Source organism: Ensifer sp. SL37 (assembly GCF_026672675.1).
In the GTDB taxonomy this organism is placed as follows: Bacteria; Pseudomonadota; Alphaproteobacteria; order Rhizobiales; family Rhizobiaceae; genus Ensifer; species Ensifer adhaerens.
Genome location: NZ_JAPPRN010000002.1, coordinates 393750 through 406817, shown reverse-complemented (window position 1 = coordinate 406817; position 13068 = coordinate 393750). Strand labels below are relative to the sequence as shown.

Here is a 13068-nt window from a genome sequence, read left to right as displayed (position 1 = left end):
GATGGCCGAGATGAGCCCTCTGCGTCGCCGGATGATCGAGGACATGACGGTCCGCAATCTTTCTCCGGCCACGCAGCAATCCTATCTTTATGCAGTCGCAAAGTTTAGCCGCCATTTCGGCCGATCACCGGCTCGGCTCGGCCTGGACGAGGTCCACGCCTTCCAGGTTCACCTTGTGTCGACGGGCATCTCCTGGTCCGGATTGAACCAGATCGTCTGCGCCCTCCGGTTCCTCTATGGCGTGACGCTCGGCCAGAATACGATCCCGGAGCATATTCCGTATGCGCGCGAGCCACGCCAGTTGCCGGTTGTTCTTTCGAGCGACGAGGTGGTCGACTTTCTGCAAGCCGTCTCCAGCTTGAAGGCGCGGGTGGCTCTGACAACGGCTTATGCCGCCGGCCTGAGGGTTTCGGAGGTCTGTGGTCTTCGCGCCAACGATATCGACAGCTCAAGGATGGTGATCCACATCACGCGTGGCAAAGGCGGCAAAGCCCGCTACGTCATGCTGTCGCCGGAACTGCTCGGGATCCTGCGCAGCTATTGGCGGTTGGCGCGGCCCAAGGACATTGTGTTTCCTGGGCGCGATCCAGACAAGCCGATCGCGCCGTCGGTGCTGCATTCCGCCTGCCGTTCGGCGGTTGCGGCGGCGGGTCTTTCCAAGCACGTCACCGTCCATACGTTGCGGCATTCCTTTGCCACTCACCTGCTCGAGAACGGGACCGATATCCGCATCATCCAGGTCCTGCTCGGTCACGCCCACCTCTCCACGACAGCGCGCTATACGCAGGTCTCTACCGACACGATCCGGTCGACGGCCAGTCCGCTCGATCGGTTACGACTGGAGGTGACACCGCCGGAATCGTGATCGGTTGCGTCCCACCTTCGAAGTCGCCGACATCTTTCGGCGACATGGGAGCTCCTACAGACGTGAGAACGCCGGTCATCTTGGCCGCGGCGAACGACGCGTCATGGGCGCGATCGAAGCCTGCCGGACGCCGAGGCTCGGCGGTCACGTCGATGCCTGCGACGATTGCGGCAGGACCCGCATCTCCTATAATTCCTGCCGCAATCGCCATTGCCCGAAGTGCGAAGGCGCGGCCCGCAAGGAGTGGGTCGCTGCACGCGTCGCCGATCTGTTGCCGGTCCCGTACTTTCATGTGGTCTTCACGCTCCCACCGGGCATCGCCGAGATCGCTTTCCACAACAAGGCGGTCGTCTATGCATTGCTGATGCGCATCGTGGCCCAGACGCTGCAGACCGTTGCCGCCGATCCCAAGCGGCTGGGCGCCGAGATCGGCATCGTCGCCGTGCTTCACACCTGGGGCCAGGCCATGACCCATCATCCCCATGTTCATTGCGTCGTGCCCGGCGGCGGTCTCTCGCCCGACAGATCTAGGTGGGTGGCATGCCGGCCGGGCTTCTTTCTGCCCGTGCGCGTACTGTCGCGGCTGTTTCGGCGGCTCTTTCTGACGGCCCTTGCTAGAGCCTTCGCTCACGGTGAACTCCGCTTCTCCAACGAACTCAGCCATCTCAACGATGACGAGGCGTTCACCCGCCATCTCGCGCGTGCGCGCCGCGTCGAATGGGTCGTCTATTCGAAGCCACCGTTCGGCGGCCCCGACCAGGTGCTCGCCTATCTCGTACCGCTACACCCATCGTGTTGCCATCGCCAACAGCCGCATCGTCGAGGTCGATGATGACCACGTTGCCTTCCGATGGAAGGATTACCGTGGCAAGGGTCGCGACCGCGAGAAGATCATGCGCCTTGACCCGCACGAGTTCATCCGGCGTTTTCTTCTACACGTGCTCCCGGACGGCTTCCACCGCATGCGCCACTTCGGCTTTCTCGCCAATAGCCACCGACGGGATCGTATCGGCCTCTGCAGGCAGATCCTCGATCAACCATCATCAGCAGGGGAGCGGTCGCAGGCAGGCAAATCACAGCCCGGGCAATCCCACGAATGCCCTGACTGCCGGCGTCCCATGCGTAGGACAGGAATCACTGTTGCGCCTGTTTCGCCGCCCCGGCCATCATCTTTCTGGTGCGATACATCATGAACTCCGACAATCCGCACCCCCTCCCATATGCCCACAAAACCAAGCGCCGCGCCGGCGCGCGATACCGCGTGGCCCTGGCCACACCGAAAGACCGACAGTGTGCATTGAGAGCGCAAAAATCGCTTCCTATCGTCCGGCAAGCTGCTCGCGAAGGTCGCCAGATCACCACAAAAATCGGCGGTGCGATTGCCGTCCACGACGAATCCGCTATCGTCATCAAGCGGCGTGCTTTACTATTCCCATAACGGCGCCAAACAACCCGCGCCTTACTTCAATCCGGCTTATGTGAGGTCGCTCGAGCTCGCCGCGACGACGGATGCGACCTCACATAACCCTCCAGATTGGGATGATCCCGCACCCGCTTATGAATCACAGATAGATTCAGGTCGTCCAGCCCCTAAGTTAGCGCATATGAGAGGACAGCGGGCACTCTCCCCCCTCTCAGGGAGTTGAATCCCTACGCCTGAAACCGTCGCTCTTTTTGGCGGGCTCGTTGGCGGCGCCACACAAGTTCCGGCTGGCTAGGCCTCGAGCGTGTCCATGACGGCCGCGGCCCCCAGCATCGCGGCCGTGTAGCCGTGATCGACATGGAAATCCGCCTCGTGCGGCACCTCGGTCTCCCTCGTGAAACGGGGAATGGTCGGCCACGATGACCGGCGCTTGGTTCGGGAACTGGTCGGCGGTAATGTCGACGATGATGTCGCTCTGCTGGAGCCACGCATGGGAATACCGCTCCCCGTCCTCATCCGTGCGCATGCCGAGCACGTATTTGAACGTTCCGAAACCACGGGTCTTCAGGTGATGACCGAGGAGCAGGGTGGCGTCGCCGCACGCCCCGTGCGGAAAGCCCTGCAGGGTGACACGCAGCTTGGCTCGCGGCGTGCCGAAACGCCTCTGCGGCCTTCGCCAGCTCTTCCATGGAGTGTCCCCAACTAGGATGCAAGTACGTCCGGGACGGCCTCGTGCTCGTCAGGCGCCGGTGCCTCGACTGCCGCTATCCCCTGAAGTGATCGTCGTTAAAATTGTACTTCAACCACGCGGAACCTACCTCGGCGGTCGACATTCCCTTCATCTCTCCTGAACTATAGCTATTTGTAAGTTATCCATACTGTAGATACGACTAACCTAGGCAAGCCTTAAGTTAGTCCCTATTTCCACGGGTACAGGGCGCGCACGATCACGATATAGCAAGGTTTGAATATGACTGTGATTTCCTCTGCCTCTTCCACAATCAATCGGGTGCCGGGACTGTCCGGCGATGAAAGTCCAATCCAGCCGGAAGCCAAGCGGCCCAAACCAATGGCATCCCCTCCGTTTCCGTCAGGCAGTGCATTGACGGTTGCTCGCGCCGTCAATGCATCCTCGCCCGTGCTGTTTGCACTAGACAGGCTAAACCAAGCCAAGATTGATCCCGCAGGCAGAGCCTCGATTAAGACAGGTATTGAACTTCAGAGCCGCGGCTCTCAAGTCCCGCGCTGGCAAGAGCAAGATACGCAGGTGTCAAACCTTCAGGCGGCGATCCAGGGGAAACTGGGCGGGCTGCCGCCGCTCGAAGGAGCGTTCAAGCAGCATGTCGAAGGTTTTTATGGCGATGGTCATCGCCGATCTGAGTTGAATAAGGCTGTTCCAGCGCTGCTTGCAGAGACTGCGCGGCAGGATCAGGGTCTCAGCGAAAAGGGCCGAGGCGCGGTTCTGGGACTGGCCTCGAACGACAAGAGATTCGTCGCCGTGGTCCCGTCAATCAACGGATACCCGGCAAAGAACGCCTTGTTTGTTTCAGAACGCAGCAATTTCACTTCGAGACCGGCATCCGACGCTGGCAACGACAGCATTGACGCTGGAGATCAGCCGCTTGGACAAACTCCAGGTGTCCTGGTGCTGTTTGATGACAAAGGCAAGGTCGACTACCGGGAACTCAACAGCCAGCAAGACGCTTTCGATCTTCTGGCGGATCCGCAAGCGGCCAAACAGTTGCTGCCCCACTTCAGCCATGAGGCCCAGACTGCGCGCACATCTAGCAACCAGTCTCGGGGCGTGCCGGATGTGTTCGAAGCGTTCGAGAAAGGACGCAAGGGCGAACTTGACACTTTTGCGTTCAGTGTCGAAGCACCGAAGCAGCCAAGCGACGCGGCCAGCTATCTGACAACATTTGGCGAGGCCTACGGGCCTGAAAACCTAGGCGATGCCCTTGCCGATTACAATCTGGGTCTCGCCAAGCAGGATGGCACGGCACTTTTGGCCAGCACAGCGGACCTTGGTCTGGAAGAGTTCGGCGACATCTTGAAACAAGTCAACGTCGCAGCTGCCATTTTCGCTCCTGTTCAGGCCGCAGCTCCACTCGTCGAAGAGGCTGAGATTGTCGCTGAGACGGCAGAGCTCGCCAAAGCCACAGCTCCCGAAGTAACAGAGCAACCCGCTGCCGAACTCGAGATCGGCAAGGACGTTTCCACCACGCAAATGGAACCGCAAACACTGACCGCCGGGGAGGAGGTCGGCAGGAAACCTACGACAGGCAATGGTTTCTTCAACCCACCCAAACGCTTGCCCGATGGACGCATAGGATATCCCGCCAGTCCAGATAAACCGGTCAAGTGGAACGGGGCACAGGCAGATGGAGCGTCGGTGATGCCAGAAAAAGCGACAAGCCCCGCCGCAAATAGCCCGAGCGTCGATCCAAATGGCAACCCCACTTCAGGAAGTTCAACAGTTGCCGATGAGCAGCCAATGATGACTGGCGGGAGAACCGAGCAAGCTCCGGAACAAACGCGTCCCGTTTCCAACAAGTCGGCTGGACTTCAAATCACGGAGCACGAATTGGCGCTCGATACTGAAAAGGGGGTCTTTCTTCCGAAAGACCTTTCTAAGTTCAAAATAGAAGTAAAGGATGGTAAGATTTCCTGGGAAGACGCAACTGGAAAACGTGTGACAAGTGGAAAAATAAGATTTGTAATCGATAGCAACAACGATATTTACGTGTCGGATGTGAACACGGAAAGCGAACTTTTTAGAAGCGGCAAGAACGCTGAAAACGTTGATGCTAGCCCCACCTTGCCACTAAGACCTCGATTGCATCACGGCTCCTTGGTTGGTGACGAATGGCCGATATACGCTGGCAGAGCTGAGGTGTCAGACGGAGTGATCATTTCTCTGAACAACCACACTGGACACTTTGCGCAACCACGGAGCACTTTAGAAAACGTTTTCGCGATTTTTGAAGCAAAAGGTGTTGACGTTAAAAGAGCAAAGGAGCTCTGGTTTGATGGCCGTTACTATAATCCTGAAAATTTAGACGAATTCTTGACGCTGCAAGTGCCTCTGAAAGATCGACCGAATGCGGAGTTGTTCGGAATTTATCCCGACAGCACTGCAAATAGGGCAGACATTTCTCCAAGCCAATATAGAGAACAGGTTGGATTGGTCCAATAGAGCACACGTGGTACCCCTCCCAGCATCTTGATTCAATCGGTCTTCAGAGATTTGCGGATAAAGGATGCTCGTTGGTGGCTGGCCTTTTGGGGTTTAAGGCATAACCAAGCGCCAAGCTAGCAGGAATGAACTGCTGCGAGAGGGTAGCCGCCCTCCCGCAGCAGCGAGCGTCAGCCCTCTTCAAGGTCAATTGCGCCGGGCATCGCGTTCAGGAGATGCGGCCGGCAAACTCGCCAAAATCGACCGGATGGATGCCGCGTTGAACTTGAAGCACGTCGGGTGCACTGCACGACCAACCCGTTCCGACTCCGCCGACAATACATCAAGTTATCGCCCTTCCTTGCCACGAGCAAAAGCCGCCCGATTTCACCGCGCACGGTTGACGGCAAGACCTTCGCGGTCCTCGCATCGCTCGTCAACACCTGTAAAATGAATGGTGTTGACCCTCCGTCGAAGCAAGGGGTGTGAGGAGTTCAACGAACAGAATGGGCAACTTAGGTAACCAGGGGCGTGCAAAGAGCTCAAAGCTCGCAAATTTGATCTGGACCTAATTCGCGTATCGCCGTATGCGCCGTCTACGCCCCATTGATTTTTCAGTTTCGGCTATTTGGTAGTGCTGCCTGATGGCCGGATGTGAGCTCACCGGATAGTATCTGACGAGCTCATTGTGAGGCGTTGATGCGGGCGGCATAGGCCCATGGCATCAGGGCATCGATGTCTTTGGCGAGGTGGCCGTTTGCGAGGCGGGTGAAGAGGTCGCACAGATAGGCGTAGGGCTCAACGCCGTTCATTTTACACGTGCCGATCAGGCTGGCAAACCGGGCCCAGTTGCGGCCCCCTTCATCGTGCCCCGCAAAGAGGGCATTGCGGCGGTTCATGGCCGGTCGGCGGATCGCGTTTTCCACGAGGTTGGAGTCGATATCGACGTGGCCGTCGTCCAGGAACAGCCGGAATCCGTCCTGTCGCGTCAGCATATAGGCCAGGGCTTTTCCGAGGTCAGACTTGCGTGAGACGCGCTTGGCTTGCGCTGCCAGCCAGGTGAAGAACTCGTCCACTAGCGGAAGGGACAGGTCCTGTCGAACTGCCCGGCGATGTTCGGGATCTGAGCCTCGGATACTGTCTTCGATCTTGTAGAGCGCGGCGATGCGCACCAGTGCCTCGTCGACGATGGGCGATCCGCTCTTCGGCGCGGCCTTGATCAGCTTTCTGCGCCCATGTGCCCAACAGAAAGCCAGCTTCAAGGGATCGCCACCGTTACGATCCGACGTGGAGAGGTGACTCGGGAACATTGGACAGGTCGTTAAGTGGAATTTCTGGCTGAGAGCGGCGAGAGTGCCGTAACAGGAGAATCACTTGAGCAGACGACCCCGCCGAAACCACAGCGCAGCCTTCAAGGCGCGTGTAGCCCTTGCTGCGATCCAGGGAGCTATGACGGAAACTGGGTGATGACGGTTTGATGAGGGCGGCGTATCGAGGCGGGTGACAAGCCTGCCAGAACCTCATGAAAGAGCGATACGCCATGAAGACAGATAGCACTGTTGTTTCCTTTCCGCATCCCGAGACGCTCGATGATCCCCTGACATCGGTTCTACGCGAAGGCGCGCGCCGGCTTCTGGCACAGGCCGTGGAGGCGGAAGCCGAGGCGTTTCTTGCGGCCATGGCCAGCGAACGCCTGAGCGATGGGCGGGACCGGGTGGTGCGGCACGGCCATGGGCCTGAAAGAACGATCCAGACGGGGATCGGTCCGGTTGCGGTGCGCCGCGTCAAGCTGCGCGACCGGGCTTTGGAGACTTGCGGCGAGGATCGCATCACCTTCACGTCGGCGATCCTGCCGAAGTGGGCACGACGCACGAAGAGCCTCGACGCTCTGCTGCCGGTCCTTTACCTGCGCGGCATCTCGACCGGCGATTTCCAGGAGGCGCTTGCCGCCTTACTCGGCAAGGACGCACCGAACCTGTCCCCCTCGGTGATTGGCCGGCTGAAGGAGGAGTGGCAGGCCGACTATGATCGCTGGCAACGCCGCGACCTGTCAGCCCGCCGCTACGTCTACATCTGGGCCGACGGGGTCTATCTTCAGGCACGCATGGAGGACGATGCCGCTTGCATGCTGGTCGTCATCGGCGCGACGCCGGAAGGCAAGAAGGAACTTGTCGGCTTTCAAGTCGGCGTGCGCGAAAGCACCCAGAGCTGGCGCGAGCTGCTCGTCGGGCTGAAGGCCCGCGGGCTTCGATTGCGCCAGAAATTGCCGTGGGCGACGGCGCGCTCGGCTTCTGGAAGGCGCTGGAGGAGATATTCCCTTCGACCCGCCATCAACGGTGCTGCCAACACAAGCTCCTCAACATCCTCAACAAGGTGCCGAAGTCGGTGCAGCCGAACATGAAGGCCGATCTCAGGGAGGTCCGCGATGCCCCGGATCGGGCAACCGCCGAGGTCGCGATCGCCGTCTTCGTCGACAAATACAAGGCCAAATATCCCAAGGCCGTCAACTGCCTGACGAAGGACCACGAGGCATTGCTGACCTTCTTCGACTTCCCGGCCGAACACTGGGACCATCTGCGCACCTCGAACCCGATCGAAAGCGTCTTCGCCACCGTCAGGCACCGCACGGTGCGAACCAAGGGAGGCCTGTCCCACAACACAGCACGGCTCATGGTCTTCAAGCTCGTCATGAGCGCCGCCAAAACCTGGCGCCGGCTGAAGGGCGAAAATCAGTTGCCAAAGGTCATCGCCGGCGTCAAATTCACCGACGGTGTCGCCGAAACGACGACCCCTGACCATCGCGCCGCCTGATCGGCCTCGTCACCCATTTCCGACCATAGCTCCGGCGCGGCTCGACAACTTCGTAGCGCCCAACAAATCTATCAGCTGCCATGCAAATCTCCAGATAGTCCTGGAAACTTTCTAGCACGCCCGGCCAGCCTCAAAATACAGCCTATCCAATGGGGCGGAGACGGCGCTTACGGTTCATCCGGGGGATGGACGGTGACGAGTGCGGCCGCCCATGACGGCGCTCAGCTCAGAAACGTCGTCGCCAAGGACAATACTGCCTCGACGGTCTGGGCCGACAGTGCCTATCGCTCGAAGACCAACGAGGAGTGGCTGAAAGACAATGGCCTGAAGTCGGACATCCACCAGCGAAAGCCGAAGGGCAAACCAATGCCGGAAACGATGTCGCGGGCAAACGGGCGACGATCAAAGATCAGGTCCGCCGTCGAGCACGTCTTCGCCAGGCAAAAGGACAAGATGAAGCTCTTCATCCGCGCCATTTGCATCAGCAGGGCGACGGTGAAGATCGACATGGCCAACATCGCCTACAACACGCTCCGCTATGTCTTCCACGAAGGGCGACGCGCCACCGCATGAAGCATGCCGCCCCGAAAGGGCCGTGACACCACGAAATCCAACGCAAAATCGGAAGCAAAAACCGCCAACAGCCATCAGGCCGCGCCGCCGATCACCAAATCAGCGGTAATTTGAGGTCTCCACCTGTTCCAAGATCAACAACAAATCCCCAAAAACCTTGCTGCATCCCCGGCGGGGACAACCTGATCCGCGAGCAAAAACCTCGCATCACCCTGTTTCATTATGGAAGCTATCTGGGTGTCGAAGACTGCCCCTTGTGGATAAGAGCCAAATAGGCTTCCGTTCGTGCTTTATCCAAACCCATGGCCCTAAACGCGTCGGCATTCCCTTCAAAGATAGGCGGTTTTCCCCTGGTTGCGGGGTTGCCAGGGGGGCGGAAAAATTGTTTCCAGGTGGGATCTATCCAGCGCCCGCCACCAAGTTCAATGATATTGTGGTTCCCCCCCTTCTGATTTCTGTACTCTTTAGGAATCCCGAGAACGCTTGCGGCCTTGTCGCACATCAGCCCGCCAACCCACTGCCCATTGATCACCCCTTGATTGGCAAGTTGCTGAATGCCGCCACCGGATGACGACAGGCGGTCTTTGGTATATTTCTGGCGCAATAGATTTTCTTTAAATACTCGCTCGCGTATCGTGCGCACCTGCACATCATTGAGATCGCTGGCTGGATCGAGAGTAAGGGGGAACAGTGTCTCCCTGTTATTGTCAACATAGGTATCGACTTCCTCTGCAGTGAGAGGGCGGTGCTTTTCCAAAGCATTTCTTATGCGCTGAACCGATTTTTTGTTTGTTAGATCTGTTTTTGACGCCAGTTCGTCCAACTTCGCTTGCAACTGTCTCGTCAGGGACTGTCCATTGGGGGATTCAGGCTCGCCCCTTTGGAGAGAATTGAGCTTCGTTGTAATGTCACGCACCAGATCGCGTGGGGCTCCTGGTGCTGCCGCCATCTCTTTCTGCCATTGCTTGACCAGCTTTGGCGTAAAGTCATCGCCCAGATCCTCACGCCGCATACCGTTCAGAAGCTGGTGCACTTCACCTCGGATCGCTTGCGCCGCTTTTTGCACGGCCCTGCTATCGCTCGCACTTGTGAAGCCGTTTTCGTCCCCAGACACGATGAGGCCTTGTCGACGCAGCGTTTGCAGCACCTGGTTCGGATCGAGTTGATCGATTGCCGTCTCAGATTTTTGAATAACCTCAGCCGACAAGCCCAACAGCCTGATGTCTTGTTTGGCTTGGGCTTTCAGTTCCTGATAGGTTCGTCGCGCCTGACCGGTTTCCTTGGCCGCGCCTCGGATGCCTCCGGTGAGTGCTCCTGCCAGGACCTGTGTCGCCACTTGGCCCCAGAATGATTGAGCATTCTCCCCGAGCTGGGTCGCAGCACAGGTTGACAGCAAGACGCCGAGTTCGCCCTGAACGGCCATCCCGGCATAGTTCTGACCGTATTGGGTTATGGCGCGGCTGATCTTTTGGCTGAGGCCCGCCGAGGCTGCGGTGGCGGGATGCTTGGCCGCAAACGAGGTCAACGACGCGGTGACATCGCCCACGGACTTGCCAGACTTTGCCGCGGCTATGCTCAGCACCTTGGCCATGGTCGGTTGAAACAGCGACATGGCGGCGCTCGCCCCTTTGCCCAATCCTCCAAGAGCGACATCGGCCGTGATCGACGCGGTGAACTTCGTGAACATCTCGTCCATCAATTGCTCGCGTTGTCGGGCATCATCGGTGTTGATCAATGTGGCGGCATCGACACTCAGATCTGTCACCGCATTCATTGCGACACCGATGAGAACCGATCCTGTGATGCCCACGCCCGGCACCAGGGACAGACCTGCGGACAAGGCATAGCCTGCCCAGCGCAACGACGGTCCCCATTGCTGCGCAGCGTCCAGCCACCATTGCTCCGAATCTGACTTTACCTCGTAGTCCCAATCGTCTTTCAGGCGGTCTTGCCAATCTCCAAGGACCGGATTGTCCTTTGTGCGCTTCAGATCATCGAGTGTGCTTACACTTTTGCTGGGGACATCGGCAAACGAATCGTAGGAGCCGCCATTCTGATCAAGTACGTTGATAATGTTTCTGATGTATTCGGCATCCTGATCGCTCGGATTGACGACGCCAGCCGCAACAGCACTCATGTAAAGTCTGACGTTTCCTTGTATTTGCTCTTTGAGAGCCTGTTCTCGTAACTCAACAGTGTTCACACCGAAGACGTCATGGCTTACTTGATGATCTCGGCTATTGAGCTCCTCAGAATACGCCTTCAGATCTTGTAGTTTATCGTTCTTTTCGAACGCATCCTTGATGCTGTCGCGATCTTTAGCTGAGGGGTTGATGAACTGCTGGAACTCGTCGGTCGAAAACAGCCGTACCCTGTCTGCCGAGCCGTTCGGGATCGCGACGATCTCCTTGCTCGACAGGTTGATCAGCGTGCCGCGATGGTGATTGCTGTTGCTTGTCGGCAAATAGAGCAGGTCGGGATTTGTGACCTGCAGTCCAGGCATGCCGCCTCTTTGCATACCGGCATTGTTCCCGCCGACAAACTCAAAGAGGTCCTGGCGAATGGCCATCTCTTCGTCTTGTGTCAACGCCACTCCCGCATTGACCATCTCAAAATAGGGTACTTCGTCCAACGTCCGGGAGAGTTGGACGACCAAATTGTCGTTTTGTCGCTGGAAGAGGGCGTCGACATCTTTGGCGTGCTGAGGGGTCGGGTCCAGCCGCAATATCCGTTTGAAGGTATCGTCGTCTAAGCTCTCGGAAAAAACAACCTGCTCGCGATTCTTGGCAATCTCAGCAGCAGCCACCTGTTTTCGCACAGGCAGAATGATGACGTTGTCTCTGTTGGTGCCCGCAAGCTCCGTGCCGAGATAATCAAATATCTTCTTGCTGTCGCTCTCCCCCCATGCCTTCCCGTCTTCCCCTTCTTTCCATTTGTACTCCTGCGTTGCTTGCGGCGCGTCGAGGCTCAATATCTTGGGCTCGTCGTTTGGATGCTTGGACTGAGCGTTCAAATTGTAGAGATAGAGTTTGCCATCTTGGGCCCGATAGGAGTAGGTTCTTGGCAGCGCTGTTGTGGCGGCGCCGAATGGATGGTCATGCCAATCTGTCTTTGTGGAGAAAACAGGATCGAACCTGTCATCGTCACTCAACCGTTCTGTTGGCTCGAGAGGCAGCAAGTCTCTCAAATTGCGACGGAATTTGTCGACATCATCACTGGCGCTGGCGACCGTTGGTAAAAGTGCGTCCCGCGCCAAAGCCAATTTTTGATGGTTGAAATGCTCGCTGGTTTGATAACCCTCGAATTCCGTTTGGACATTGACTGTCGGGTCAATTTTATTGAGTTCATTCTGAATATAAATGTTGGTCGCCAATGGCTTGAATGAAAGCTCGGGGAGTTTTTCCATCCGCCTTCGATGCAGATCGAGCAAGCCGCCTTCGGCGCCGGACCGGGTGGCGAGATAGTTCAATGTCGTGCGTAATTTGTTCAGGGGCTCTGAGGCCAAAGCGGTTTGATAGGCTGATCGCTTAGCCTCTGGCATAAAGTTGTCTGCCAGGCTGAAGAGGTCACTTTTGTTATCAAAATAGAGCAGTGCGTCTACGATATTGACATCGCCAAAGTTTTTTGTCGCGATCACTTCATCAGCATCGAAATGCTGAACTTCCGCAAGGAAAGTCCGACGGGCCTGCTCAATCTTTTGATCAACCGCCGAACGGTTCACGTCACTTGGCGCGGTATTAGCGGCGACCGAATCCTGTAGAATATCTTTTAATACTTTCGTAACCTTAGAGGCGCCATTTTCTAGACTGGATAAGTCTTCACGAAGCGCTTGCTCTTTTTGGGATACGGCAATATCGAGGCCGCCACCCCTTGCGATCTTCAAAAGTCTTGATTGCGACAAATCATCTAAAGTCGCTTTAATCGCTGCCATCTGCACCTGCCAGCGAGTGAGCTGTGTTTTTAGTTCTGAAACGGCAAATGTCATACTTGGATGGCCGCTTCTGCCAACAGTCGCAGCCGCTAGATAGACCATGTCAGTCCGTATCTTTTTTTTGACAGAGTCTGCGTCGCGGATTTGCATTGAACTCGCCTGATCCGGCTGCTCGATCGGTTGCTTCGCCTTTGTGGGGCTCAAGTCCCTCGCGGCACGAGCTTTCGTCTCTGCCAAAGGAGAGGCTGGTGCTTCTTGATTTAGAGGAGAGCTTGCGACAACCGGCGCTG

At 57.4% G+C, this 13068-nt stretch carries 4 protein-coding genes and 3 pseudogenes; 5 read left to right on the top strand and 2 right to left on the bottom strand.

Annotated elements, in window-relative coordinates; all coding sequences use genetic code 11:
* Position 1: 1 nt before the first annotated feature.
* From OVA00_RS09840 to OVA00_RS09830, 3 genes and pseudogenes are all read left to right on the top strand, one after another.
* Positions 2 to 865, top strand: coding sequence for a tyrosine-type recombinase/integrase (locus OVA00_RS09840; protein WP_268088550.1), 864 nt, complete (start codon positions 2 to 4; stop codon positions 863 to 865).
* A gap of 4 nt (positions 866 to 869) precedes the next feature.
* A pseudogene (locus OVA00_RS09835) lies at positions 870 to 2058 on the top strand (IS91 family transposase).
* 1200 nt (positions 2059 to 3258) lie between these two features.
* Positions 3259 to 5484 (top strand): hypothetical protein, encoded by a 2226-nt coding sequence (locus OVA00_RS09830; RefSeq protein ID WP_268088736.1) that lies wholly within the window; start codon positions 3259 to 3261, stop codon positions 5482 to 5484.
* Between the two features lie 662 nt (positions 5485 to 6146).
* Here OVA00_RS09830 and tnpC read toward each other — a convergent pair.
* Positions 6147 to 6764: pseudogene (gene tnpC, locus OVA00_RS09825) on the bottom strand (IS66 family transposase); the annotation flags it as partial.
* A 239-nt stretch (positions 6765 to 7003) separates the two neighbouring features.
* On the opposite strand from tnpC, the pseudogene OVA00_RS09820 reads away from it, so the two are divergent.
* Positions 7004 to 8274, top strand: a pseudogene (locus tag OVA00_RS09820) (IS256 family transposase).
* Between the two features lie 192 nt (positions 8275 to 8466).
* Entirely contained in the window at positions 8467 to 8847 is a 381-nt protein-coding gene (locus tag OVA00_RS09815) for a transposase (protein ID WP_268088735.1), read from the top strand.
* A 229-nt stretch (positions 8848 to 9076) separates the two neighbouring features.
* On the opposite strand, the gene OVA00_RS09810 is transcribed toward OVA00_RS09815, so the two are convergent.
* Positions 9077 to 12982, bottom strand: coding sequence for a hypothetical protein (locus tag OVA00_RS09810; protein WP_268088734.1), 3906 nt, complete (start codon positions 12980 to 12982; stop codon positions 9077 to 9079).
* Positions 12983 to 13068 lie beyond the last annotated feature (86 nt).

Bases quoted from the DNA above. Each gene is read 5' to 3' on its own strand.
- OVA00_RS09840 (WP_268088550.1), top strand. From the start codon at position 2: ATGGCCGAGATGAGCCCTCTGCGTCGCCGGATGATCGAGGACATGACG.
- OVA00_RS09830 (WP_268088736.1), top strand. From the start codon at position 3,259: ATGACTGTGATTTCCTCTGCCTCTTCCACAATCAATCGGGTGCCGGGA.